Raw genomic sequence first — 25,850 nt, 5'->3', positions numbered from 1 at the left:
ATGAACACCGAAGACTTCAAGACCGAACCTCCTGCGCTGCCGGCTGGCGAGCCCGTTGTCCCGGCGCTGCATGCCGAACTGGCCAAGGGGGCCGACTTTGCCTCGGAGTCTGCCGGCGAGCGGGCGGACGAGCCGGCCGCGGATCCGGTCCTGGACGATTCGCCGGCTGCGGCGCCGCAAGGCGCAGAGCAGCCGCTGGCTGCCGAGCCTTCGCAGGCGCTTGGGCTTGAGGCAGCCCCGGCCCCTGCGGCGATGACCGAGCCTGTGCCCGACATCTCCACGCTGACGGCGGCCAGGGATGCCGCTGCCTTCGTGGCCCAGATCTTTGCCGACCCCAGCATCTCGGATTCCTCCGACGCCGAGGTCACCCCGGTCGCCACCGAAGAGGCGGTTGAAGCCGAACAGGTACTGCCACCCGTGGCTGCCGGCTGGCCCGGCGAGCAGGCCCAGCACCTGCAGGGCCAGCGCGTGCTCATCCTGGGCCTGGGCGCCTCGGGCCTGGCCATGGCGCGCTGGTGCGTGCGCTGCGGCGCCGAAGTCATCGTGGCCGATACGCGGCAGGCGCCGCCCCAGCTGCAACAGCTGTCCGCCGAACTGCCCCAGGCGCGCTTCGTGCCCGGAGATTTCACGGCCCAGCTGGTGGACGGCCAGAGCCTGGGGCTGGTCTACCGCTCGCCCGGCCTGAGCCCGGCCGCCGTGGCGCCCGTGGTCGACACGGCCCGGGCCCAGGGCCTGCCCGTGGGCGGCGAACTCGATCTCTTCGCCATGGCGCTCAAGGCCCTGGCCGCAGCCCATGGCTACCGTCCCACCGTGCTGGGCATTACCGGAACCAATGGCAAGACCACGGTCACCTCGCTGACCGGCCAACTGCTGGAGCATGCCGGCCTGCGCGTGGCGGTGGCGGGCAATATCGGCCCCACGCTGCTGGACACGCTGACCCAGGCCATCGATGCCGAAACGCTGCCCCAGGCCTGGGTGCTGGAGTTGTCCAGCTTCCAGCTCGATGGCGTGCAGATGTTCGAGCCCACGGCCGCTGCCGTCCTCAATATCACCCAGGACCACCTGGACTGGCACGGCAGCCTGCGCGCCTATGCCGATGCCAAGGCCTGCATCTTCGGCAGCAGCGGCACCATGGTGCTCAACCGCGAGGACCCCGAGGTCATGCGCATGCTGCCGGCACCCGTGGTGCCGCCGGGCAAGCGCCAAAAGCCCCAGCAGCGCGCCCACATCACCTTCGGCGGCGACATGCCGCGCCGCCCCGGCGACTTCGGTCTGGAAGTGGTCAGCGGCATGACGTGGCTGGTGCGCGCCCATGAGGCCGACGAAACCGCCAAGGGCAAGAACGCCGAAGACCTGTACATCCAGCGCCTGATGCCCGCCGACGCGCTGCGCATCCGCGGCCGGCACAACGCCATCAATGCCCTGTCCGCCCTGGCCCTGGCCAGCGCGGGCGGCTGCACGCTGGCGCCCCTGCTCTACGGCCTGCGCGAGTACCGGGGCGAGCCGCACCGCGTCCAGCCCATCGGCCGCGTCAACGGCGTGGAGTACTACGACGACAGCAAGGGCACGAACGTGGGCGCCACCGTGGCCGCGCTGTCGGGCCTGGGGCCTGACCACCGCATCGTGGTCATCCTGGGTGGCGATGGCAAGGGCCAGGATTTCTCTCCGCTGGTCGCGCCCGTGTCGCGCCATGTGCGCACGGCCGTGCTGATCGGCCGCGACGCCGGCCGCATCCGCGCCGCCCTGCAGGACTGCGGCGTGCCCCTGGTCGATGCCACCACCATGGCCGACGCCGTGGAGCTGGCCGCCTCGCGCGCCCATGAGGGCGATGCCGTGCTGCTGTCGCCCGCCTGCGCCAGCCTGGACATGTTCCGCAACTACGAGGACCGGGCCCATCAGTTCGTCGATGCCGTGCGCGCGCTGGCGCTGGATGCCGGGCATGAACTCGGAGGTGCTGCATGACCGCCGTATCGCAGGCCCTGGGCCGCATGCGCTCCTGGTTCGGAGGCGCGCAGGAAAAGGCCATCGACGTGCTGCCCGTGCGCCTGGGCGGTCCCCAGTACCACCGGCCCACGCAGACGCCGGCCAGCGTGCTCGGCCTGGACCAGGCCCTGATCTGGGTGGTCATAGGTCTGCTGGCCTGGAGCCTGGTCATGGTGTATTCGGCATCGATCGCCATGCCGGACAATCCGCGCTTCGGCAAGATCGCGCCCACCCATTTCCTGATGCGCCATGCCATGTCCATCGGCATGGCCTTCGTCGGCGCGCTGCTGGCCTTCCAGGTGTCCATGGCCACCTGGGAACGCATGGCGCGCAAGCTCTTCCTGGTGTCCCTGGTCCTGCTGGTGGCCGTGCTGATACCGCACGTGGGCACCGTGGTCAACGGCGCGAGGCGCTGGCTATCCCTGGGCATCATGAACTTCCAGCCGTCCGAGCTGGCCAAGTTCGCCGTGCTCATCTATGCGGCCGACTACATGGTGCGCAAGATGGAGGTCAAGGAGCGCTTCTTCCGCGCCGTGCTGCCCATGGGGCTGGCCGTGGTGCTGGTCGGGGTGCTGCTGCTGGCCGAGCCCGACATGGGCGCCTTCATGGTGATCGTGGTGATCGCCATGGGCATCCTGTTCCTGGGCGGCGTGAACGCGCGCATGTTCTTCCTGATCGCGGCCCTGGTGGTGCTGGCCTTCGTGCTCATCATCGCCACCTCCGAATGGCGGCGCGAGCGCATCTTTGCCTACCTCAATCCCTGGGATGAAAAGCATGCCCTGGGCAAGGGCTACCAGCTGTCGCATGCGTTGATCGCCATCGGGCGCGGCGAGATCTTCGGCGTGGGCCTGGGCCGCAGCGTCGAAAAGCTGCACTGGCTGCCCGAGGCGCACACCGACTTTCTGCTGGCCGTGATCGGCGAGGAATTCGGCCTGGTCGGCGTGCTCCTGATCGCCGTCACCTTCCTGTGGCTCACGCGCCGCATCATGCTCATCGGGCGGCAGGCCATTGCGCTGGACCGGGTGTTCTCCGGCCTGGTGGCCGAGGGCATTGCGATCTGGATGGGCTTCCAGGCCTTCATCAACATGGGCGTGAACCTGGGCGCGCTGCCGACCAAGGGACTGACGCTGCCCCTGATGAGCTTCGGCGGGTCGGCCATCCTCATGAATCTGATAGCGATAGCGGTGGTGTTAAGGGTGGACTACGAGAACAAGTTGCTGATGAAGGGAGGGCATGCATGACGCAGTCCACCTCTCAAGGCACGCAACGCCAGCGCACGGCCCTGATCATGGCCGGCGGCACGGGCGGCCATATCTTCCCGGGCCTGGCCGTGGCCCAGGCGCTGCGCGAGCGCGGCTGGAACGTGCGCTGGCTGGGCGCCCCCGGCTCCATGGAGTCCCGCATCGTGCCGGCCCAGGGCTTCCCGCTGGAGACCATCGAGTTCTCGGGCGTGCGCGGCAAGGGCATCATGACCCTGGCCTTTTTGCCCATGCGCCTGCTGCGTGCCTTCTGGCAGGCGCTGGCCGTGGTGCGCCGCGTCAAGCCCGACGTGGTCGTGGGCCTGGGCGGCTACATCAGCTTTCCTGGCGGCATGATGGCCGTGCTGGCCGGCAAGCCCCTGGTGCTGCATGAGCAGAACTCCGTGGCCGGCATGGCCAACAAGGTGCTGGCCAGCGTCTCCCACCGCATCTTCACCGCCTTCCCCAACGTGTTCCCCAAGGGCCGCTGGGTCGGCAACCCCTTGCGCCAGGCCTTCACCGAGCAGCCCGCGCCCGAGCAGCGCTTTGCGGGCCGCAGCGGTCCGCTGCGCCTGCTGGTGGTGGGCGGCAGCCTGGGCGCCAAGGCGCTCAACGAGATCGTGCCGCAGGCGCTGGCCCTGATTCCGGCCGATGTGCGCCCCGTCGTGCTCCACCAAAGCGGCGCCGCACAGATCGACGCCCTGCGCGCCAACTACGCGGCGGCAGGCGTGCAGGCCGAGCTGACGCCCTTCATCGACGATACGGCGCGCGCCTTTGCCGAGGCCGATGTCATCGTCTGCCGCGCCGGTGCCAGCACCGTCACCGAGATCGCGGCCGTGGGTGCAGCCGCCATCTATGTGCCTTTCCCGGCCGCCGTGGACGACCACCAGACCGCGAACGCGCGTTTCCTGGTCGATGCTGGTGGTGGATGGTTGATGCAACAAAGCGCACTGACTGCCCAAAGCCTGGCCGAAATGCTACAAAATATGCAGCGTGCGACGCTGCTGGAGCGCGCTGGAAAAGCCAAGAAAATGCAAAAGACCGAAGCCACCGCCGAGGTGGTCGCCGCCTGTGAGGAACTGGCCGCATGAAGCACGCCATTCATCACATCCATTTCGTCGGCATCGGCGGCGCCGGAATGAGCGGCATCGCCGAGGTGCTGCACAACCTGGGTTACGCCGTCTCGGGCTCGGACCTGTCCGACAGCGCCACGCTGCGCCGGCTCGCAGACCTGGGCATTGCCACCCACGTCGGCCATGCGGCCGCGAACATCGAGGGGGCTGACGCCGTCGTCACCTCCACCGCCGTGCAGTCCGACAACCCCGAGGTGGTCGCTGCGCGCACGCACAAGATCCCCGTCGTGCCGCGTGCACTCATGCTGGCCGAGCTGATGCGCTTCAAGCAGGGCATCGCCATCGCAGGAGCCCACGGCAAGACCACGACCACCAGCCTGGTGACCAGCGTGCTGGCCGAGGCCGGGCTGGACCCGACCTTCGTCATCGGCGGCAAGCTCAACAGCGCGGGCGCCAACGCCAAGCTGGGCCAGGGCGACTACATCGTGGTCGAGGCGGACGAGTCCGACGCCTCCTTCCTGAACCTGCTGCCCGTGATGGCCGTCGTCACCAACATCGACGCCGACCACATGGAAACCTACGGCCATGACTTCGGCCGGCTCAAGGGCGCCTTCGTCGACTTCCTGCACCGCATGCCGTTCTACGGCCGCGCCATCGTCTGCGTGGACAGCCCGGCCGTGCGCGAGATCCTGTCCCAGGTGGCCCGCCCCGTGACCACCTACGGCTTTGCCGAGGACGCCCAGGTGCGCGCCCTCAACGTGCGCGCCGAGGCCGGCCGCATGCATTTCACGGTGCGCCGCAGCAACGGCCAAAGCTATCCCGACCTGGACGTGGTGCTGAGCCTGCCGGGCGAGCACAACGTGCTCAACGCGCTGTCGGCCGTGGCCGTGGCCATGGAGCTGGAGATTGCCGACGAGGCGCTGCTGCGCGCCTTCGAAAGCTTCAAGGGCGTGGGCCGGCGCTTCCAGCGCTATGGCGAACTCCCTGCAGCGGACGGTGGCATCTTCACCGTCATCGACGACTACGGGCACCACCCTGTCGAGATGGCGGCCACGCTGGCTGCTGCGCGCGGCGCCTTCCCGGGCCGCCGCCTGGTGCTGGCCTTCCAGCCGCACCGCTACAGCCGCACGCGCGATTGCTTCGAGGATTTCGTCAAGGTCATCGGCCTGGCCGATGCCGTGCTGCTGACCGAGGTCTACGCGGCCGGCGAGGCGCCGGTGGTGGCGGCCGATGGCCGCTCGTTGGCGCGCGCCCTGCGCGTGGCCGGCCGGGTCGAGCCGGTCTTTGTGGAAGACGTTGCCGAGCTGCCGGCGGCCCTGGCCGCCCACGCCCGCGATGGCGACGTGCTGTTGTGCATGGGGGCCGGCTCGATTGGCGCCGTGCCCGGAAAGTTGGTTGAAATGCTTCAGAAACAAGAGCTGCAGGCGCAGCAGGGAGCTGCGCAATGAGCAGCTTCGGCACCCAGATCGATGTCAAGGCCCTGGGCAAGGTGGCCGTGCTGTTGGGCGGCCGCTCGGCCGAGCGCGAGGTCTCGCTGATGTCGGGCACGGGCGTGCTCAAGGCCCTGCTGTCGCAGGGCGTGGATGCCCATGCCTTTGACCCCGCCCAGCGCGACCTGGGCGAGTTGAAGAAGGACGGTTTCGACCGCTGCTTCATCGCGCTGCACGGCCGCTACGGTGAGGACGGCACGGTGCAGGGCGCGCTGGAGCTGCTGGGCATCCCGTACACGGGCCCCGGCGTGATGGCCTCCAGCATCGCCATGGACAAGATCATGACCAAGCGCATCTGGCGCTTCGAGGGTCTGCCCACACCCGACTGGCGGCTGGTCGCCAGCGCCGACGAGACCCGCGCCGCGCTGCAGGCGCTGGGCGCGCCCATGATCGTCAAGCCCTCGCGCGAGGGCTCGACCATCGGCCTGACCAAGGTCTGGACAGCCGAGGAATGTGAGCAGGCCTATGTGCTGGCCTCCCGGTACGACCCCGAAGTGCTCTGCGAAGAGTTCATCGAAGGCGACGAGACCACCTGCCCCGTGCTCGGAACCGGCGAGGGCGCCCACGCCCTGCCCGTGATCCGCATCGTCGCGCCCGAAGGCAACTACGACTACCAGAACAAGTACTTCACCGACGACACCCAGTACCACTGCCCCAGCGGCCTGCCTGCCGAGGAAGAGGCCGAGATCCGGCGCATCGTCGTGCGGGCCTTCCGCACGCTGGGCTGCCGCGGCTGGTCGCGCGCCGACATCATGATCCGCGGCAGCGACCGCAAGCCCTTCCTGCTGGAGATCAACACCTCGCCGGGCATGACGGGCCACTCGCTGGTGCCCATGTCGGCCCGCGCCATCGGCGTGAGCTACGAAAACCTGTGCCTGGGCATCCTGGCCAGCGCCGCGCTGGACGCGCAACCGGAGCAGGAGCACGCATGAGCTACTCCCTGCCGGCCCCCTTCGACGTCAAGCTCATGAACGTGACCGCCACGGTCCTGTTCGTGGGCGTGGCTGCGCTGGGGCTGGCAGCGGTGAGCTGGTGGGCGCTGCGCCATCCGGCCTTCAACATCGGCCGCATCGTGGTCGAGGGCGAGCTGGTGCACAACAACGCGGTGACGCTGCGCGCCAATGTGGCGCCGGTGCTCACGGGCAACTTCTTCACCGTGGATCTCAAGGCCGCCAAGGCGGCGTTCGAGCAGGTGCCCTGGGTGCGCGAGGCGCAGGTGCGCCGCGACTATCCCAACAGCCTGCGCGTCATCCTGCACGAGCATGTGGCCGAGGCCTTCTGGGGGCCTGATTCGGGCACCGGCCTGGTCAACAGCTTCGGCGAGGTCTTCGAGGCCAACCTGGGCGAGCTGGACCGCGACGGCCTGCCGCGCCTGCAGGGCCCCGAGGACAGCGCCCCGCAGATGCTGCAGATGTACCGGCTGCTGGTGCCGGCGCTGGGGCCGCTGGATGTGGAGATCGACGGGCTGACGCTCAATGCGCGCGGCAGCTGGCAGCTCAGGCTGGCCAACGACGCACAGATCGAACTGGGTGGCGGCAGCGTGGAGGCCGTGCTGCAGCGCGTGCAGCGCTTCGTGCGCACGCTGCCCCAGATCACGACCCAATACAAGCGCAAGGCCGACGCCATCGAGTCGGCCGACCTGCGCTACGAAGACGGATATGCGCTGAGGCTGCGCGGTGTGACCACCGGCACGGCCAAGGCGCCGGCTGCAGTGCGTCCCCGACGCTGAAGACGAGGGAGGACAGACCTATGTACATGCACACCAAGCAGCGACACAGCGACAGGACAGAACCAACCGGGGGCGGATGCTGATATGGCAAGAGAATACAAAGATGTGATCGTCGGACTGGACATCGGCACGGCCAAGGTCATGGTCGTGGTCGCCGAGGTCCTGTACAACGGCGAACTCAAGCTCGCAGGCCTCGGCGTGGCCCCGAGCAACGGACTCAAGCGGGGCGTGGTGGTCAACATCGACGCCACGGTGCAGAGCATCCAGCAGGCGCTGAAGGAGGCCGAGCTGATGGCCGACTGCAAGATCCAGCGCGTGTGCACCGGCATCACCGGCAGCCACATCCGCGGCCTGAACTCCAGCGGCATGGTGGCCATCAAGGACAAGGAAGTCACGGCCACCGACGTGGCGCGGGTGATGGAGACGGCCAAGGCCATCAACATCTCCTCGGACCAGCGGCTGCTGCTGGTCGAGCCGCAGGAATTCGTGATCGACGGCCAGGAAGTGCGCGAGCCCATCGGCATGAGCGGCATCCGCCTGGAGGCCAAGATCCACATCGTCACGGGCGCGCAGAGCGCGGCCGAGAACATCATCAAGTGCGTGCGCCGCTGCGGCCTGGAGGTCGAGCAGCTGCTGCTCAACCCGCTGGCATCGAGCCAGGCCGTGCTCACCGATGACGAGCGCGAGCTGGGCGTGGCCGTGGTCGATATCGGCGCGGGCGCCACCGACGTGGCCATCTTCACGGGCGGCGCCATCCGGCACACGGCCGTGATTCCCATCGCGGGCGACCTGATCACCAGCGACATCGCCATGGCGCTGCGCACGCCCACCAAGGACGCCGAGGACATCAAGGTCGAAAGCGGCTATGCCAAGCAGCTGCTGGCCGACCCCGATGCCCAGGTCGAAGTGCCGGGCCTGGGCGACCGCAGCCCGCGCATGATCAGCAAGCAGGCGCTGGCCGGCGTGATCGAGCCGCGCGTGGAAGAGATCTTTTCTTTGGTGCAGCAGGTGGTGCGCGATTCAGGCTACGAGGAAGTGCTGTCCTCGGGCATCGTGCTGACCGGCGGCAGCGCCGTCATGCCGGGCATGGTGGAACTGGGCGAGGACATCTTCCTCAAGCCCGTGCGCCGCGGCATCCCCAAGTATTCGAGCGCATTGGCTGACATGGTGGCTCAACCCCGCGCCGCCACCGTGATGGGATTGCTCGAAGAGGCCCGCCTGGCTCGCCTGCGCGGTTTCAAGGTGGCACAAAAGAGTGGGTCGATGAAGACCGCTTTTGGCCGTTTCAAAGACTTCATCGTGGGGAACTTTTGATATGTGCTTTCATCGACTGCGCATTACCGGCCCGCCCACCGGCTTCCGAATACCGGACAGAAGACAGAATTTTCCCCAGACGGTGGTGACCACTTACAGAGAGCTACAGGAGAACCAACATGCCCATCGACATGATTGAAGTTGAAGAATTCAACCAGGGTACGCAGATCAAGGTGATCGGCGTTGGCGGCGGCGGCGGCAACGCCGTCGAGCACATGATTGCGCGCAACGTGCAGGGTGTGGAATTCGTCTGCGCCAACACCGACGCGCAGGCGCTGCTGCGCAGCAGCGCCCACCGCACCATCCAGCTCGGTGGCAGCGGCCTGGGTGCGGGCAGCAAGCCCGACAAGGGCCGCGAAGCCGCCGAGCTGGCCGAGGACGACATCCGCACTGCCATCGAAGGCGCGCACATGCTGTTCATCACGGCCGGCATGGGCGGCGGCACGGGCACGGGCGCTGCGCCCGTGATCGCGCGCGTGGCCAAGGAAATGGGCATCCTCACCGTGGGCGTGGTCACCAAGCCCTTCGAGTGGGAAGGCGGCCGACGCATGGCCAACGCCGACAGCGGCCTGAGCGAACTCGAAGCCAACGTCGATTCGCTGATCGTCGTGCTCAACGAGAAGCTGCTGGACGTGCTGGGCGACGACATCTCGCAGGACGAGGCCTTTGCCCATGCCAACGACGTTCTCAAGAACGCCGTGGGCGGCATTGCCGAAATCATCAACGAGTACGGCCATGTGAACGTCGACTTCGAAGACGTGCGCACCGTCATGGGCGAACCCGGCAAGGCCATGATGGGCACGGCCAAGGCCGCCGGCCCCGACCGCGCGCGCATCGCTGCCGAGCAGGCCGTGGCCTGCCCGCTGCTGGAGGGCATCGACCTGTCGGGCGCCAAGGGCGTGCTGGTGCTGGTCACGGCCGCCAAGGGCAGCCTCAAGCTGTCCGAGTCGCGCCTGGCCATGAGCACCATCAATGCCTACGCCTCGCCCGATGCGCATGTGATCTACGGCGCTGCCTACGACGACAGCCTGGGTGACGAGATCCGCGTCACCGTGGTGGCCACCGGCCTGTCGCGCCCCAGCGCACGCCGCCAGAACATGCAGGTGGTGCAGGGTGGCCTGCGCACCGGTACCGACAACATGAGCTACCAGCTGCCTTCGGCCTCCATGGGTGCCGCAACGGCAGCCGGCGGCCTGGTCGGCGGTGCCGCTGGCGGCGCCGACTATGCCAACAACATGTCGGTGCCCAGCGTCTGGCGTACCAACCGCACGCAGGCCGCTGCCCGCGTCGATGCCCTGGCCTCCGGCGGCATGGACGATCTGGAAATCCCGGCCTTCCTGCGCAAGCAGGCTGACTGAGCAGCGGCCGATACGGTCGCTGCATGGTTGTGATAGCGAATGCCGTGCCAGGGCCATGCCCTGCGCACGGCTGCCGCACTTTAAAATAGCCGGATGCTCCAACAACGCACCATCAAGACGATCACCCGTGCCGTGGGCGTGGGTCTGCACAGCGGCCAGCGCGTCGAATTGACGCTGCGTCCCGCGCAGCCCGACACCGGCATCGTGTTCCGTCGCGTGGACCTGCCGGAGCCCGTGGACATCCCGATCTCCGCCGAAGCCGTCACCGACACGCGCATGGCCTCGACCATCGGCACGGGCGGCGCCAAGGTGCATACCGTGGAGCACCTGATGTCGGCCATCGCCGGCCTCGGGCTCGACAACATCTACATAGACATCACCGCCGAGGAAGTGCCCATCCTCGACGGCTCCTCCGCCTCCTTCGTATTCCTGCTGCAAAGCGCGGGCATCGAGCTGCAGAAGGCGCCCAAGCGCTTCATCCGCGTCATCCGCCCCGTCGAGGTGCGCGAGGGCGAGGGCCAGAACCTCAAGTGGGCACGCTTTGACCCGTACCACGGCTTCAAGCTGCGCTTCGAGATCGACTTCGCCCATCCTGCCGTGGACTCCACCGGCCAGTGCGTGGAGTTCGACATGGGCGAGGACAACTACACGCGCGACATCGCGCGCGCGCGCACCTTCGGCTTCACCAAGGACGTGGAAATGCTGCGCAGCCATGGCCTGGCGCTGGGCGGCGGCATGGACAACGCCATCGTCATGGACGACTACAAGGTGCTCAACAGCGACGGCCTGCGCTACGACGACGAGTTCGCCAAGCACAAGATCCTGGACGCCATCGGCGACCTGTACCTGATCGGCAGGCCCCTGCTGGCCGCCTACAGCGCCTTCCGCTCGGGCCACGGCATGAACAACCAGCTGCTGCGTGCCCTGCTGGCTCAGCCCGACGCCTGGGAAATGGTCAGCTTCGACAGCGAGCGCCAGGCGCCCAAGGGCTTCGCCCAGCCCGCGCGGGCCTGGTGAGGCGGGCGCCGCCATGCTGATCTTCCGCTGGCTGGCCACCGTGCTGCTGCTGGCATCAGCCGTGTCCTTTGCGTTCTACCTGGGCACGGGCCAGCCCCGCTACAAGCGCTGGGGCTTCATCATCCTCAAGTGGACCGTGATTGCCGGCGTGACCTTCTTCGCCGTGCTGTTCTTTGGACGCATCGTCTGAAACCTTGAGCGGATTCCAGGCTTCAGCTACTCGGCAGGGCTTGGTGAAAACACCCAGGCCGTAGTACGCGTGGGGCTCAATAGGAAATATCTGATCTTTTTCTTCATATTTTCAGAGCTGTCCTATTTGTCGATTCTCATGAATCTTTTAGCTTTTAGGTACCTGGCGGGCTCTTGTGGCAAGTGCCTGCCGGGGCAAAAAATGCTAAAGGAGACTTCATGCATATCAGCTGTATTACCCGAGAGCAGGCCCATCGTTTCATTAATGAAGAAATGAGACGTCCTCAGAGCAACAAGGTGTTGCATGCCCACCCGAGTCCGTTGTATTGGAGAGGCCCGAATGGGGAAGAAAATGATCGTTGGGAGGCGCGCAGAGAATCAAGCAATACCCGTTCAATGAATGCCAATTTCTATATAGGCATACCTTATTGCCTCCCTACTACACCAAATCATTGTGGTTTCTGTCTATTCCCCACGCAGGACTATGGCGGGAATGGCGCCATGTTGAAATATCTCGATTATCTGGAGAAAGAGGCGCAGATGATGGCGTGTCATCTTCGCCATGATAGGCTTTCATCTGTTTATGTGGGGGGAGGCACTCCAAATCTGTTGCGCGCAGAGGACTATATTCGGCTAATGAATATCACTAGGCGTATTTTTGGTGAACCGTCGGAAGGTGTGGAGCGAACGCTTGAAGGTATTCCCCAACTTTTCAACCATGACAAGGTTCAAGCCATAAAAGAGGCGGGTTTCAACAGAGTCAGCATGGGGGTGCAGCAGATGAGCGACAGGCTCATTCGATACAGTGGTCGAAGGCAGACCCATGAGCAGGTGATCAGCGCCCTGGAAGAGTTCAATGCTGCACGCCTTTCCGTCAACGTAGATCTCATTTATGGCTGGCCTGAGCAAACCTTGCATGACATGTTGCGCGATCTTCGTGAAGTCTGCGATCTCGGTGTGCGCCATATCACGCTATATCAACTCAATATCGCTGGTCGAAGTGATTTCAGCCGGCAGCAGCGAGATCTGTTGCCCTCGTTCGAGAATACGTACGAGATGTATGAAGCTGCTTGCAGCTATCTAGGATCGCGTGGCTTCCGTCAGGCAACGCTTTACGATTGGGAGCGCATCGAAAGTGAGGCGGGGAGATTTTCGTATGAAAATGCCGAGCGCTATCAATATGAGCAGCAGCTTCGCGAATTTCTTCAAAAGGATACCGAGGGTGTGATGGCGGTGACCTGCAACATGGTCGGCATCGGCTATGCGGCCATCAGTGGCTGCATGACTTGGCCAAATGAAGGCGGGCCAAACTGGATACAGATGAACAAGCGCTCAATGCAGGGCTACTTCGAATGCATTGATGCTGGTATTTTGCCAGTAGAAAAATACTTCGAATATACGCCGGAGGATCTTCGGTTGGTCTATATATTTCAACAATTGCAGACTATGAAAATTGATGGGACTACCTATGAGCAAGCATTTGGTACGGAGGTAGTCCAAGACTATGCACCCATATGGGATGAACTGGATGCACGGCAATGGATAGAGAAATCTGGGTCTACCATTCGCATGATGGGTCTAGGGCGGTTCTTGATTCCGATGATTCAATCATTGTTCTCGCATGCCCGCTTGCAGGAGATGCGTATGGGCCGCGATGCAATTCAGGCTGAAGGCAAGCGCTTCATCCAGATTTCAAAAGGTTGACGGCGCATGCAGAAAATCCATGCACCGACCAGGGATGGCCATGTCATCGTGCTGACGCGCATCGGCCCTTCGGAGGGGCCAGTGGTGGCCGTGACGCATGGCACGTTTTCTAACGTCACGTCATGCAAGAGACTAGGTAGATTCCTCGCTTTACAAGGTTATGGCGTTTGGCTGTTTGATTGGCGCGGGCATGGGCTGAATCCGCCAACCACCCACGACTACGACTTAGAAACGGTGGCCGAAGAGGACATTGAAAGCGCTCTCGGAGAGATTCATCGTCAAGAGGGGGGGCGGCGCTTGACGCTCATAGGGCATAGCGGTGGAGGTATTGCCGCTGCCATCTGGGCTGCGCGTCGGCCCGATCGGGCGCATGCGTATCTGGCTGGCCTGGTGCTACTTGCCGCCCAGGTGACCCATGCTGCGGCAACTTTTGCGTCGTGGGCTGCAATCAAGGGCTACGGGGCCTGGATTGCCCGCAGACAATGGCTTACCGCGAGCGGCATGGTCGGTCCCGAGAGGGAAAGCGCCCGCCTGATGCGCCAGTGGTGCTATTGGAACCTGCAGCGCAAATTCGTCGGTTATGACGGCATGGACTATTTGCGCAGGCTAACCGAGGTTCGTATTCCCGTTCTGGCGCTTGCGGGATCTGCCGACCGTGTGATCGCCCCTTGGCAGGGGTGCGAAGCTTTAGCCAGGGCTTTTGGAGGTAAGGACATCGAATTCCTGCTGTGCGGCAAGGCCACCTGTTTTCAGGAGGACTACAGTCACAGCCGGCTGTTGATGGCGGGCAACGCGCAGTCCGACGTATATCCACGGATCGCGCAGTGGATGAAGCTGAGGATCGGCGCCGCATCATCCTTAGAGCCTGCTCACGGTCTCGCGGGAGACGGAGCGCAGTGCTCCGAGGCGCCTCAATAGACCCTGCCGCCCTTGTAGACCGCATGCTGGCGGCGTTGCAGCTGCGTGACCTCGGCCATCTTCGTCATGGCGGCGCCTGCATGGGCGTGGGTGATGGCCAGGCCCAGGGCGTCGGCGGCGTCGGTGCCGGGCAGGCCGGGCAGTTGCAGCAGGCGGCGCACCATTTCCTGGATCTGGCTCTTGGCCGCGCGGCCATGGCCGGTCATGGCCTTCTTCATCTGCAGTGCCGTGTACTCGGCCACCGGCAGGCCGGCGTTGACCAGGGCCGTGAGCGCGGCGCCGCGTGCCTGGCCCAGCAGCAGGGTGGACTGGGGATTGACGTTGACGAAGACGATTTCCACGGCCGAGGTGTCGGGCTGGTAGCGGCTGGCGACTTCCGAGATGCCGTCGAACAGCAGCTTGAGCCGGCCCGGCAGGTCGCCGAGCGCGATGCCCGTGGTGCGGATGGTGCCGCTGGCCACATAGGCCAGGCGGTGGCCGTCGACGTCGATCACGCCGAATCCCGTGGTCTGCAGGCCGGGGTCGATTCCAAGGATGCGCATGGAGTGAATGTAGCTGTTCAGGGGACGACGGCGCTGGGCATTCTCTGCATGACCGTGCGCGTGCGCTGCAGCAGATAGCCGGAGTTGGGCAGCTTCTCGAAGCGCTTGGGCTGGGGCAGCATCACGGCCAGGCGCGCGGCCTCGGCGGCGCTGAGCTGGGAGGCGCTCTTGCGAAAGTAGTGGCGAGCAGCCGCCTCGGCGCCGAACACGCCCTGGCCCCATTCCACGCTGTTGAGGTAGATCTCCAGGATGCGCTGCTTGCTCAGCATCAGTTCCAGCAGCTGGGTCAGCACCAGTTCCTGCCCCTTGCGCAGCAGGCTGCGTTCGCCCGACAGCAGCAGGTTCTTGGCCAGCTGCTGCGTGATGGTGGAGCCGCCATAGATCTTGGGCGCCTTGCCGTTGTCGGCCTTCATGGCCCGGGCTTCGGCGCGCTGGTTGCGCTGCCAGGCTTTCTCGATGGCTTCCCATTGCACCCCGTGGTGTTCGGTGAAGCTGTCGTCTTCGGAGGCAATGACGGCGCGCTTGAGCGTGGGCGCGATGCGGTCATAGGGCAGCCATTGCTGGCTCCAGTGCAGGCCTTCGGAGCTGCGCAGCATCTGCCAGGCTTCGGAGCGCTGGAAGGCCGTGGACTCGGGATCGACCACCACCATCAGCGCAATGCGCAGCACGAAGAACAGCTGCAGCAGCAGGCCGGCGCACAGCACCAGCAGCAGGGCGCGTGCCAGGGATTTCATGAAGCGCTCAGCCGCCTTGAGCAATATGGGCGCGCAGCTCGTTCAGCACCTGGGCCGAGGGCGGGCGCACGCCGCGCCACAGCGCAAACGATTCGGCCGCCTGCTCCACCAGCATGCCCAGCCCGTCGCGGGCCGTGGCGCCGTGCTGTTCGGCCCACTGCATGAAGCACTGGGCCGCGGGGCCGTACATCATGTCGTAGGCCAGGCTGCCAGGGCGCAGCACGCGGGCCGGCACGGGCACCTCGGCACCGGCCAGGCTGCTGGCGGTGGCGTTGATGACCACGTCGAAATCCTCATCCACGGCCTGCTGCTCCAGCGCCACCAGTTCCACGCCATGTTGCGCGGCAATGGCGGCATGGCGCTGCACCAGGGCCTGGGCGCGCTCGAAGGTGCGGTTGACCACGGCGATGCGGCGCGGGCGCTCGGCAAGCAGCGAGCCCAGTGCGCCGGCTGCGGCGCCACCCGCGCCCAGCAGCAGCAGGTCGCGCCCGGCCAGCGGCACGCCTGCATTGCGCACGATGTCGGCCACCAGGCCCAGGCCGTCGGTGTTGTCGGCATGGATGCCGTCCGCCGCCAGCACCAGGGTGTTGGCGGCGCCGGCCAGTTGCACGCGCTCGCTGGAGGTGGTGGCCAGCTGTGCGGCTTCCAGCTTGAAGGGCACGGTGACATTGCAGCCGCGTCCGCCTGCCGCGACGAAGCCGCGCACGGCCTCGGCAAAGCCATCCAGCTCCACATGCTGGCGCTCGTAGTGCAGGTCCTGCCCGCACAGTTCGGCAAAGCGGGCATGGATCCAGGGCGAACGGCTGTGCGCGACGGGGTTGCCCATGACGCAGTAGCGGTCGGAGGAGGTTGCGGCGGAAGTCATGTCGGAAAAGGAGGGTGCGCGAAGAGAGGAGGAGGGCGCTACTGCACGGTCGTCTGCAGCGTCTGCTCGCGGGTGAACTTGAAGCGCGAGACCACGGCGATCTGGTCGGCCTTGGCGCGCATGGCGGGGCCGAAATGGCCGAAGGGGCCGGCCGCACGCGCAATGGCCTCGGCCCGGGTGTCCAGCAGGCGGTTGCCCGAGCCCTGCACGATCTCGGTGGACAGCACGCGGCCGTCGTGGTTGACGGTGAGGATCATGACCAGCTCGCCATAGAGCTTCTTGCCGGCCTGCTCGGGAAAGTTCTCCGTGCCCTTGTCCTCGACCTTGCGGCGCAGGCCGTCGTAGTAGATGGCGTAGACGGCCTCGCGCGTGGACGGGCTGATGTAGCGCTTCTTGGGGCGGGCGTTTTCTTCGTTGATGCGTTTTTCGATCTCGGCCAGCAGCTTGACCAGTTGCTGGCGCTTTTCCTGCTGGGCCTGCTGCTCCTTGGTCTGCTTTGCCGCCTCGCGCGGGTCCAGCGGCGGCAGGGCCGCGACCTGCTTGCGCAACTGCGTCAGCAAGACGGTCTGCTGCTCCTGCATGGAGTCAATCTGGCGCTGGCGTTCCTCGAAGTCGTCGCCCACGGCGGTGAGCGCCGAGTAGGGCATGGGGCTGGAGGCCCGGCCCTTGTCGGCTTCGCCGCCGCCGGCCAGCGAGGTCTGCGCGATGGCCTGCGCCTTGTCGGGCTGCTCGTTGGCGCGGGCATTGACCAGGATGACTTCCAGCGGCGTGTCCTGGAACACGCGGTCGAAGCGTTCCGGATCGATGAACCGGAACGAGAGCAACCCGGCATGCAGGGCAATGGAGACACCCAGTGCCAACTGCAGCGTACTCAGGGAACGGAAGGCGGTAGGCAGTTTCACGTCAGATCTAAGGCAGTGGCTTGGATGCGAGGCTGGGGCGCGGGCAGATCAGGGCTGGGCAGGATCGGCCGCGGGCGTGCCGTCGGTCTCGTTCATGTCCACGGCGATGGCGATGGGGCCGGCCACGGCCTCCTCGTCGTCCTCCGCTCCATCGTCGGCAGCGGCGGCGTCGCTGTCCAGGCGCTCGATCAGCGTGCCCGAGACATCGAGCGCGATCTCGTCGATCTCGCCCAGGCGCACGCGCACATGGGCGCCGCGCGGCAGGCCGGTGACGCCCAGCACGGGGAAGACTAGGGGCAGGTCATCGGCGCGCACCAGCAGGCCGCCGCCCATGCCTTCCTTGATGACGGTGGCCGTCAGCTCGGTGATGGCGTGCTGCTGCAGGTACTTGAGCGTCCAGAACCGCTCCATGCCGGCCTGGTAGCCGTTGTAGGCGCTGTAGGCACCGTCGAAGCTGCTGATGATGCCGAACAGCTCGGCATCCTTGGGCTTGAACGGCGCGGCCAGGGCGGCGGTCTTGCCGTGGCGCGCGCAGGCAATGATCTGCCACTGGTTGACCAGGTCCACGTAGCGGCGCAGCGGCGAGGTGGCCCAGGCATAGCTCTTGACGCCGATGCCTGCATGGGGCTGCGCCTTGGTGGACATGCGCACCTTGATGCCGGGCGCCAGGCTGGCTTGGCTGCGGTAGATGCCGGGCACGCCGAGCTCGGCCATCCAGCCGCCCCAGGTGCTGTTGGCCACGATGGCGGCCTCGGCCACGATCAGGTCCAGCGGCGCGCCGCGCTTGCGCACGCTGATCTCCACCTGCTCGTTGCCGCGGGGCTCGGCGCCGCCGTTGCCCACGAGGCGGAAGTTGTAGTCGGGGCGGTTGAAGTTCTCGGGCTTGCCGCGCACTAGTTCACGACCTGCCTTCAGGTGCTTGGCCCAGCGCTGCAGGAACGTCAGTTCGGCGCGCTTGCCTTGCAGCACTTCGGGCGTGCCCTCGACCTCGAAGGAAGGGTCGGCCAGCCACTGCTCGGTGACGATGTGGTCCAGCTTGTCATGGCGGAAGTTGACCTGCACGGGCACGCGCTCCAGGCGCGTCTCGCTGGCCGTGGTCTCCAGCGTGGCCTCGTCCACGGTGACGTACAGCGACACGGCGGGGTTGGCGCGGCCTTCGTCCAGCGTGTAGATCTGCACCACCTCGTCGGGCAGCATGGTGATCTTGTAGCCGGGCATGTAGACGGTGGACAGGCGCGAGCGGCCGAGCTGGTCCAGCGGCGTGCCCGGCACGATGGCCAGACCGGGCGCGGCAATGTGGATACCCACGGTGACCGTGCCCGTGCCCAGGCCGCGCACCGACAGCGCATCGTCGATTTCGGTGGTGGCCGAGTCGTCGATGGAAAACGCCTGGACCTCGGCCAGCGGCAGGTCGGCCGGTGGCTGGGGTGCCTGCAGGGCCGGGAACTGCGTGCCCTTGGGGAAGTGGTCGAACAGGAAGCGCTTCCAGTGGAACTCGTAGGCCGATTCAATGGCGCCGGCCCTGTGCAGCAGGTCCAGCGGGGCCAGGCGCGTGGCGCGGCTGGCCTCGACCACGGCCTTGTACTCGGCGGCGTTCTTGTCGGGGCGGAACAGGATCTTGTAGAGCTGCTCGCGGATGGGGCCGGGGCATTCGCCGGCGCCCAACTGCTCGGCCCAGGCCGTGATCTGGGCCTGGATCTGCTTTTTCTTCTCTATGCCGGCCAGCGCCTGCTGCAGGATCTCGGCCGGCGCCTTCTTGAAGCGACCCTTGCCGGAGCGGCGGAAGTAGTGCGGTGCGTCGTAGAGGCGGAACAGCGCGCCGGCCTGCTCGGCCAGCGTGGCCTTGTCCGAGAAATAGTCGCGTGCAAGGTCGGCAAAGCCGAATTCCTCCTCGGGGGCGAATTCCCAGGCCAGGTCCAGATCGATCTGGGCGGCCTGCGCCTGCGCCTGGGCGATCAGTTCGGCAGGCGCCGGCTTGTCGAACTTGAGCAGGATGTTGGCCGACTTGACCTTGACCCGTTTGCCCGAGTCCAGCTCCACCTGGGCGGAGGTGTCGGCTTCGGAGAGGATGCGGCCGGCCAGGAACTTGCCGGATTCTTCAAACAATGCGTGCATAGCCCGACATTCTCCCATGCTGCGGCTGGCAGCTGCCGCGCAGTCTTGCGCGGCATCAGGCCAGATTCAGGAACTCGTCCAGCTGAGGCAAGTACTCCTCGAAGTTGCTCAGCGCGTGATCGCCGCCTTCCTGGATGATCTGCAGCGCATGCGGGTAGCGCGCGCTCATCTCGCGCCAGTCCAGAACTTCGTCGCCCTCGGCCGCCAGCAGCATCTCGGGCGCGGCCGGTGTCATGGAGCGCGTGTCCAGCGCGCGCAGCTCTTCCATGTACTCGCGGCGAAAGAAAAAGCGTTCCTCGGGGTTGTGCCAGGACGTCTGCTCGCCAATGTACTTTTCAAGATCGCGCGCCGGGTTCACGGCCGGGTTGATCATCACGCTGCGGCAGCGCGCCAGCTGGGCCACCCAGCTGGCGTAGTAGCCGCCCAGCGAGGAGCCGATCACGGCCATGGTCTCTCGCGGCCAGCTGCCTATACCGTCGGCAATCAGGGCGGCCGCCTCGCGCGGGGATGGCGGCAATTGCGGGCTCCACCAGCGCACATGGGGATGGCGCGTGGCCACATGTTCGGCCATGCGCCGGGCCTTGGTGGATTGGGGTGAGGAGCGAAAGCCGTGCAGATACAGCAAATGGGTGGTGGTCATGGCGGGCGCTCTCCTTTGCGTTGCTGGGGCCGGGCGCCGGATGCGGCCCGGACGGCTCATGGCCCATTGTGGCCGCTGCAGCGGGCGGCGCCCAGCAGGGAAGGCCCGGGCCGACAGCAGGATGACAACCGCCTCTGTGGGCAACCCTGCGCCGGGCTGGGCCGCATGCGCCACGGGATAATGGCGGCCCGTGCCCGCGACCGACCATCCCCGTGACCGAATTCGACAAGCCCTCCCTCTGGCAACGTGTTGCCCCGCTGCTGCGGGGCTTTGACTTCTGGTTGCTGCTGTTCGTGGGCATGCTGGCGTCGGCGGGGCTGATCGCCATGTACTCCTCGGGCTTCGACCACGGCACGCGCTTCACCGACCACGGGCGCAACATGCTGATCGCGGCGGCCATCCTCTTTGTCGTGGCCCAGATTCCCCCGCAGCAGCTCATGAAGGTGGCCGTGCCGCTGTACATGCTGGGCGTGGCGCTGCTGGTGGCGGTGGCGCTGTTCGGCATCACCAAGAAGGGGGCTCAGCGCTGGGTCAACGTGGGTGTGGTGATCCAGCCCAGCGAGCTGCTGAAGATCGCCACGCCGCTGATGCTGGCCTGGTGGTTCCAGCGCCGCGAGGGCCAGCTGCGCGGCACGGACTTCGTGATCGCCATGGTGCTGCTCATGGTGCCTGTCGGGCTGATCATGAAGCAGCCCGACCTGGGGACCTCGCTGCTGGTGATGGCGGCCGGCCTGTCGGTGATCTTCTTCGCGGGCCTGCCCTGGAAACTCATCGTTCCGCCCGTGCTGGCCGGTGTGATCGGCATCACCCTCATCGTCTGGTACGAACCCCAGCTGTGCGCCGACGGCGTGCGCTGGCCCGTGCTGCATGAATACCAGCAGACCCGGGTCTGCACCCTGCTGGACCCCACGCGCGACCCCCTGGGCAAGGGGTTCCACATCATCCAGGGCATGATCGCCATCGGCTCCGGTGGCGTCTGGGGCAAGGGATTCATGGCAGGCACGCAAACCCACCTGGAGTTCATTCCCGAGCGCACGACCGACTTCATCTTCGCCGCCTATTCCGAGGAGTTCGGCCTGGTCGGCAACCTGTTCATCATCGTCTCCTTCCTGCTGCTGGTCTGGCGCGGGCTGGCCATCGCCATCCAGGCCAACACGCTGTTCGCGCGGCTCATGGCGGCGGCCGTGGCCATGATCTTCTTCACCTATGCCTTCGTGAACATGGGCATGGTCAGCGGCATCCTGCCCGTGGTCGGCGTGCCGCTTCCCTTCATCAGCTACGGCGGCACGGCCATGGTCACGCTGGGGCTGGCGCTGGGGGTGCTGATGTCGGTGGCGCGTTCGCAGCGGCAACTGCCGGGCGAGGGCGGCGGCCCGCTCTGAACACCAGTTTGCGGCGCCCAAGGCGCCTGCAAATGTCAAATAGTCTGGATGCCTGCTACCGGAAAGCTCCGTTTCTTCCTATGATTTGGCGAGCAAGCCAAGCCTGCATGAGACTGGCATGCTCCTGTTTCCATAACGTCTGCGGGATGACCGTGCACTTGCCACAGACGCCGAGGCGCGCTACAAAGCAAGCGCGGACATGGGCCAGCATGTTCGCCATCCACGCGGATGCATGCCTACGGAATGCCGCTCAGCCTGGTGGGGCGGCATTCCGTTCTTTTTTGCAGGCCCATGAACCGTTGGCTGCCCCCGTTGCACGGCGAGGGCATGGCCGGCTCTCTACAATGGGCGAATGATCTCCCGCGAACCCACCATTGAACGCCTGGCCACAGCGCGCCAGTTGCTGCTTGAGCCCTTCGGGCTCGATGAAACCCATCTCGCGCGCGCACTGGCCGAGATCCGCAGCCACCAGGTCGACGACGCCGACCTCTACTTCCAGTACACCCGCGCCGAAGGCTGGAGCCTGGAAGAGGGCATCGTCAAAACCGGCAGCTTCAGCATCGACCAGGGTGTGGGCGTGCGGGCGGTCAGCGGCGAGAAGACGGCCTTTGCCTATTCCGACGATATTTCCGAAGCCTCCCTGCTGGATGCGGCACGCACCGTGCGCTCCATCTCGAGCGCGGCCCAGAGCAAGCGCGTGCGCGCCAACGCGTCCAAGATCGCGCAAAGCCGCTCGCTGTATCCGGGGCTGGATCCCATTGCCACGCTGGACAGCACGGCCAAGGTCGAGCTGCTGGGCAAGGTCGAAACCCTGGCCCGCGCCAAGGACCCGCGTGTTGTCCAGGTCATGGCCGGCCTGGCCAGCGAGTACGACGTGGTGCTGGTCGCCCGCGCCGATGGCACGTTGGCTGCCGACGTGCGGCCGCTGGTGCGTCTTTCCGTCACCGTGATCGCCGAGCAAAAGGGTCGGCGCGAAGTGGGTTCGGCCGGCGGTGGTGGCCGTTTTGGCCTGGCCTATTTCAGCGATGAGCAGATCACGCAATATGTGGACGAAGCCGTGAGCGCGGCCCTCACCAACCTGCAGTCGCGCCCCGCGCCGGCAGGCGAAATGACCGTGGTGCTTGGCCCCGGCTGGCCCGGCGTGCTGCTGCACGAAGCCGTGGGCCACGGCCTGGAAGGCGACTTCAACCGCAAGGGCGCCAGCGCCTTCAGCGGCCGCATCGGCCAGCGCGTGGCGGCCAAGGGAGTCACCGTGCTGGACGACGGCACGCTGGCCGATCGCCGCGGTTCGCTCAACGTCGATGACGAGGGCTGCACCAGCCAGAGCAATGTGCTGATCGAGGACGGCATCCTCAAGGGCTACATCCAGGACGCAATGAACGCCCGCCTGATGGGCGTCAAGCCCACGGGCAACGGCCGCCGCGAAAGCTATGCCCACATCCCCATGCCGCGCATGACCAACACCTACATGCTAGGTGGCGACAAGGATCCGCAGGAAATCGTGGCCTCGATCAAGAAGGGCCTGTACGCCACCAACTTCGGCGGCGGTCAGGTCGACATCACCAGCGGCAAGTTCGTGTTCTCCGCCAGCGAGGCCTATTGGGTCGAGAACGGCAAGATCCAGTACCCCGTCAAGGGCGCGACCATCGTGGGCAGCGGCCCGGAATCGCTCAAGCACATCACCATGATCGGCAACGACATGCGCCTGGACAGCGGTGTGGGTACCTGCGGCAAGGAAGGCCAGAGCGTGCCCGTGGGCGTGGGTCAGCCTACGCTGCGCATCGACGGCCTGACGGTGGGCGGCACGGCCTGACCGTCGCATGCCCGCGCCCTGCATGGCAGGGGGCGGGTCCTCTGTCCTGCCTGACGCGGCCCGCCGCGCTCCGTGGGCGCCGCCCGGCGCCGATTCCATGACCCAGCTTTCCTTTCCTTCCCGGCCAGGCCTGCAGACTTCTGCCCATCCCCTGCGCAGCCTGCCGGAACACTGGCGCACCTGGGCCGGCGAGTCGCGGCTGAACCGCGTCTGGCTGAACGAGTTGATCGTGGGCGATCTGCAGCCCATGCACCAGCAACTGGCCTTGCTGGCCGTTGCGCTGGACGAGGCCGTGCGCGTGCGCTATGCGGGCAGTGCACGCCCTGCCGTGGAAGAGGCCATACAGCAACTCGACCTGGCCGTGCTGGACCACCAGCACTTCCTCACCACGCTGGGGGCGGTATGGCACGCCCTCTACGAATTTCCCGCCTACCAGCGCCTGCTCAAGGGGTTCAGGGAGGTCGTGCACGCCTGGCAGCAATCCGTGCTGGTGGGCGATGCCCAGGAGCCCGAGCATTTCCGTCGCTGCGAGCGTCTGGGCTGGCGCCTGCTGGGAGATGCATGCCTGTTGATAGACATGTTTGCGGAATCCGCCGCTGTGGCCGGCGGGTTCGATGCCGCCGCAATGCAGCCTTGGTACCGGACGCGTCGCTGGCGTCCCTGGAGCGCCCTGCGCCGAGCACTGCGCAGGCTGCGCGACTCCTTGCTGCGGCGTTGAGGCGGGCCTGCCGCGATGCGCGGAAGCGTCATTTTCTGGGGTTTGCACGTTTTCAAAGGTGAATGCAAGAAAACTGCATGCCATCGTGTTTTTATCCGTGATGACGAAATATTCTTGCGTTTAACGGTTAAAAAAGCAGTTTAAGTGCGTGGTGGATTTTGAGGTTTCTCTCTGTGGCACTGTGAAGTGCGCCCCCCGTGCTGCCATGGCCATGTTGCACTGCGAAAAATGACTGTGCTACATTCAGTTCCCATGCAAGCCCGTACCTCCTTCTACTTTTACTTTTGGTTCTCCTCCCCGGCGGAAGAGAGGTAAGCGCGCGCACCCGAACAAACCTCCCTCAGAACCGCCGAAGCTGCAGAGCCCGGCGGTTTTTTGTTTTTCCCCTCCCGATTCTTCGCTCCGTTTTCCACGATCCATCTTTCCTCACGAAAGCAAGCAATGACTGCTCATCAAGCTTCCCTCGCCGATTCCTGGTATCGCGGCGGTTCCCAAAAGACTGGCCAAACCGACGACGCACGTATCAAGGACATCACCGTGTTGCCCCCTCCCGAGCACCTCATTCGCTTCTTCCCCATCCGCGGTACGGCCGTCGAAACCCTGATCGGCGATACCCGCCGCACCATCCACAACATCATGGCTGGCGAGGATGACCGCCTGCTGGTCATCGTCGGCCCCTGCTCCATCCACGATCCGGCGGCCGCCATCGAGTACGCGCGCCGCCTGGCGCCCATACGCGAGCAGTACAAGGACACGCTGGAGATCGTGATGCGCGTGTACTTCGAAAAGCCGCGCACCACCGTGGGCTGGAAGGGGCTGATCAACGATCCCTACCTGGACCAGAGCTACCGCATCGACGAGGGCCTGCGCATTGCGCGGCAACTGCTGATCGACATCAACCGCCTGGGCGTGCCGGCCGCCAGCGAGTTCCTGGACGTGATCTCTCCCCAGTACATCGCCGATCTGATCAGCTGGGGCGCCATCGGTGCGCGCACCACGGAAAGCCAGGTCCACCGTGAACTGGCCTCGGGCATCTCGGCGCCCATCGGCTTCAAGAACGGCACGGACGGCAACATTCGCATCGCCACCGACGCCATCCAGTCGGCCAGCCGTGGCCACCACTTCCTGTCGGTGCACAAGAATGGCCAGGTTGCCATCGTGAACACGGCGGGCAACCAGGATTGCCACGTCATCCTGCGCGGCGGCAAGACTCCCAACTACGACGCTGCCAACGTGGCCGCTGCCTGCGAGGACCTCGAAAAGGCGGGCCTGACGCCCACGCTGATGGTCGACTGCAGTCACGCCAACAGCTCCAAGCAGCATGAGCGCCAGAAGGACGTGGCCCGCGACATCGCCGGACAGATCAGCGGCGGCTCGCGCAGCGTGTTCGGCGTGATGATCGAAGGCCATCTTGTGGGCGGCGCCCAGAAGTTCACGCCCGGCAAGGACGAAGTGGCTGCCCTGACCTACGGCCAGAGCATTACCGACGCCTGCCTGGGCTGGGATGATTCCCTGGCCACGCTGGCCGAGCTGTCCGACGCCGTGCGGCAGCGCCGCGTCAAGCAGACCGAGGCGGCAGCAGCCTTGGTGGCTGCCTGAGGCGCAAAAGAAAACGGGGCGTCTGCGCCCCGTTTTTCGTGCCTGGCCGCTCCGTGGTCAGTGGGACGATGTGGCGTCCGGCGGAGTCAGACCGCACTGGTTCAGCGTGTCGTCTATGCCCTGCAGCAGGGCCAACAACTGGCGCTTGTCGAATTCCACGGGCTGGCTCCACTCATGTTCGGCCAGCGGATGCACGTGGCTCTGGCAGGGCAGCTGGCCGCCGGCCTCGATCACGGCACGCAGCCGGGGCAGGAAAACCCACTGCAGCCATTGCTGCAGCTTGAGCGTGTCGTACATGAAGGGCATGGTCGACGCCATGGCCTCGGGGCTTGGCGCCACGGCCGACCAGAGGCTCTGGCCGCGCAGCTCATCTTCGAGCTGCTGCAGCTGGTCAAGCAGTTTCTGGTGTGTGGTGTCGGTCGTCATGCGATGCGGTTGATGAAGATTCGGGGTCCAATCTGCAGGCGATTGTACGTTTGCACCTTGAAGCGGGCGCCGTGCCGCCATGAAACACCTGCTGCTGGCAG

23 protein-coding genes are annotated in these 25,850 nt (G+C 65.8%); 16 read left to right on the top strand and 7 right to left on the bottom strand.

Annotated features, from left to right (window positions below; all coding sequences use genetic code 11):
* The 12 genes from murD (at nt 1) to G4D77_RS11240 (ending at nt 14,013) form a co-directional block, all read left to right on the top strand.
* Nucleotides 1-1,962 carry a UDP-N-acetylmuramoyl-L-alanine--D-glutamate ligase gene (gene murD, locus G4D77_RS11295; RefSeq protein ID WP_154835672.1) on the top strand — a complete coding sequence of 654 codons (1,962 nt, stop codon included), beginning with the start codon at nt 1-3 and terminating at the stop codon, nt 1,960-1,962.
* Nucleotides 1,959-3,224: a putative lipid II flippase FtsW gene (gene ftsW / locus G4D77_RS11290; protein ID WP_154835670.1), complete on the top strand. Its 1,266-nt coding sequence runs from the start codon at nt 1,959-1,961 to the stop codon at nt 3,222-3,224. Before murD ends, ftsW begins: the two co-directional genes overlap by 4 nt.
* Nucleotides 3,221-4,312 (top strand): undecaprenyldiphospho-muramoylpentapeptide beta-N-acetylglucosaminyltransferase, encoded by a 1,092-nt coding sequence (gene murG, locus G4D77_RS11285; RefSeq protein ID WP_016448031.1) that lies wholly within the window; start codon nt 3,221-3,223, stop codon nt 4,310-4,312. The genes ftsW and murG overlap by 4 nt, the downstream gene beginning before the upstream one ends.
* Complete coding sequence (gene murC / locus G4D77_RS11280; protein ID WP_154835666.1) at nt 4,309-5,742, top strand: UDP-N-acetylmuramate--L-alanine ligase; 1,434 nt, start codon at nt 4,309-4,311, stop codon at nt 5,740-5,742. Before murG ends, murC begins: the two co-directional genes overlap by 4 nt.
* Nucleotides 5,739-6,716 carry a D-alanine--D-alanine ligase gene (locus G4D77_RS11275; protein ID WP_154835664.1) on the top strand — a complete coding sequence of 326 codons (978 nt, stop codon included), beginning with the start codon at nt 5,739-5,741 and terminating at the stop codon, nt 6,714-6,716. The genes murC and G4D77_RS11275 overlap by 4 nt, the downstream gene beginning before the upstream one ends.
* Complete coding sequence (locus G4D77_RS11270; protein WP_016448028.1) at nt 6,713-7,513, top strand: cell division protein FtsQ/DivIB; 801 nt, start codon at nt 6,713-6,715, stop codon at nt 7,511-7,513. The genes G4D77_RS11275 and G4D77_RS11270 overlap by 4 nt, the downstream gene beginning before the upstream one ends.
* Before the next feature lie 84 nt (nt 7,514-7,597).
* Nucleotides 7,598-8,827, top strand: coding sequence for a cell division protein FtsA (gene ftsA, locus G4D77_RS11265; RefSeq protein ID WP_012203404.1), 1,230 nt, complete (start codon nt 7,598-7,600; stop codon nt 8,825-8,827).
* A 119-nt stretch (nt 8,828-8,946) separates the two neighbouring features.
* Nucleotides 8,947-10,185, top strand: coding sequence for a cell division protein FtsZ (gene ftsZ, locus G4D77_RS11260; protein WP_016448027.1), 1,239 nt, complete (start codon nt 8,947-8,949; stop codon nt 10,183-10,185).
* 93 nt (nt 10,186-10,278) lie between these two features.
* On the top strand, nt 10,279-11,202 hold the full coding sequence (lpxC, locus tag G4D77_RS11255; protein WP_016448026.1) for a UDP-3-O-acyl-N-acetylglucosamine deacetylase: 924 nt from the start codon (nt 10,279-10,281) through the stop codon (nt 11,200-11,202).
* A 13-nt stretch (nt 11,203-11,215) separates the two neighbouring features.
* Nucleotides 11,216-11,392, top strand: coding sequence for a hypothetical protein (locus G4D77_RS11250; protein ID WP_016448025.1), 177 nt, complete (start codon nt 11,216-11,218; stop codon nt 11,390-11,392).
* 218 nt (nt 11,393-11,610) lie between these two features.
* On the top strand, nt 11,611-13,095 hold the full coding sequence (locus G4D77_RS11245) for a coproporphyrinogen-III oxidase family protein (protein ID WP_227740844.1): 1,485 nt from the start codon (nt 11,611-11,613) through the stop codon (nt 13,093-13,095).
* Nucleotides 13,096-13,101: 6 nt separating this feature from the next.
* A complete protein-coding gene (locus G4D77_RS11240) occupies nt 13,102-14,013 on the top strand; it encodes an alpha/beta fold hydrolase (RefSeq protein WP_154835660.1) in 912 nt (303 codons plus the stop codon).
* Here G4D77_RS11240 and ruvC read toward each other — a convergent pair.
* From ruvC to G4D77_RS11210, 6 genes are read right to left on the bottom strand one after another with little or no spacing between them, the layout of a single operon-like run.
* A complete protein-coding gene (ruvC, locus tag G4D77_RS11235) occupies nt 14,007-14,555 on the bottom strand; it encodes a crossover junction endodeoxyribonuclease RuvC (RefSeq protein ID WP_016448023.1) in 549 nt (182 codons plus the stop codon). The two genes, G4D77_RS11240 and ruvC, sit on opposite strands and share 7 nt — an antisense overlap.
* A gap of 17 nt (nt 14,556-14,572) precedes the next feature.
* Nucleotides 14,573-15,289, bottom strand: a complete 717-nt coding sequence (gene mtgA / locus G4D77_RS11230; RefSeq protein WP_016448022.1) for a monofunctional biosynthetic peptidoglycan transglycosylase — start codon at nt 15,287-15,289, stop codon at nt 14,573-14,575.
* 7 nt (nt 15,290-15,296) lie between these two features.
* Complete coding sequence (gene aroE, locus G4D77_RS11225; protein WP_154835658.1) at nt 15,297-16,154, bottom strand: shikimate dehydrogenase; 858 nt, start codon at nt 16,152-16,154, stop codon at nt 15,297-15,299.
* Between the two features lie 38 nt (nt 16,155-16,192).
* Nucleotides 16,193-17,056 (bottom strand): energy transducer TonB, encoded by an 864-nt coding sequence (locus tag G4D77_RS11220; RefSeq protein ID WP_016448020.1) that lies wholly within the window; start codon nt 17,054-17,056, stop codon nt 16,193-16,195.
* 48 nt (nt 17,057-17,104) lie between these two features.
* A complete protein-coding gene (locus G4D77_RS11215; RefSeq protein WP_154835656.1) occupies nt 17,105-19,171 on the bottom strand; it encodes a ribonuclease catalytic domain-containing protein in 2,067 nt (688 codons plus the stop codon).
* A gap of 55 nt (nt 19,172-19,226) precedes the next feature.
* The gene (locus G4D77_RS11210) at nt 19,227-19,811 is read right to left on the bottom strand and encodes a YqiA/YcfP family alpha/beta fold hydrolase (protein WP_016448018.1); all 585 of its coding nucleotides are present in this window, start codon (nt 19,809-19,811) and stop codon (nt 19,227-19,229) included.
* 212 nt (nt 19,812-20,023) lie between these two features.
* On the opposite strand from G4D77_RS11210, the gene rodA reads away from it, so the two are divergent.
* From rodA to G4D77_RS11190, 4 genes are all read left to right on the top strand, one after another.
* Nucleotides 20,024-21,193, top strand: a complete 1,170-nt coding sequence (gene rodA, locus G4D77_RS11205; RefSeq protein ID WP_016448017.1) for a rod shape-determining protein RodA — start codon at nt 20,024-20,026, stop codon at nt 21,191-21,193.
* Nucleotides 21,194-21,545: 352 nt separating this feature from the next.
* Nucleotides 21,546-23,006, top strand: coding sequence for a metalloprotease TldD (gene tldD, locus G4D77_RS11200; protein WP_016448016.1), 1,461 nt, complete (start codon nt 21,546-21,548; stop codon nt 23,004-23,006).
* A 97-nt stretch (nt 23,007-23,103) separates the two neighbouring features.
* Nucleotides 23,104-23,724, top strand: coding sequence for a hypothetical protein (locus G4D77_RS11195; RefSeq protein WP_016448015.1), 621 nt, complete (start codon nt 23,104-23,106; stop codon nt 23,722-23,724).
* A gap of 441 nt (nt 23,725-24,165) precedes the next feature.
* The gene (locus G4D77_RS11190; RefSeq protein WP_016448014.1) at nt 24,166-25,323 is read left to right on the top strand and encodes a 3-deoxy-7-phosphoheptulonate synthase; all 1,158 of its coding nucleotides are present in this window, start codon (nt 24,166-24,168) and stop codon (nt 25,321-25,323) included.
* A gap of 57 nt (nt 25,324-25,380) precedes the next feature.
* Here G4D77_RS11190 and G4D77_RS11185 read toward each other — a convergent pair whose 3' ends face one another.
* Nucleotides 25,381-25,749 (bottom strand): YqcC family protein, encoded by a 369-nt coding sequence (locus G4D77_RS11185; protein WP_016453140.1) that lies wholly within the window; start codon nt 25,747-25,749, stop codon nt 25,381-25,383.
* Nucleotides 25,750-25,850 lie beyond the last annotated feature (101 nt).

Source organism: Delftia sp. WY8, from assembly GCF_018437695.1.
In the GTDB taxonomy this organism is placed as follows: Bacteria; Pseudomonadota; Gammaproteobacteria; order Burkholderiales; family Burkholderiaceae_C; genus Comamonas; species Comamonas tsuruhatensis.
This window is presented reverse-complemented; position numbering and strand designations above follow the sequence as displayed.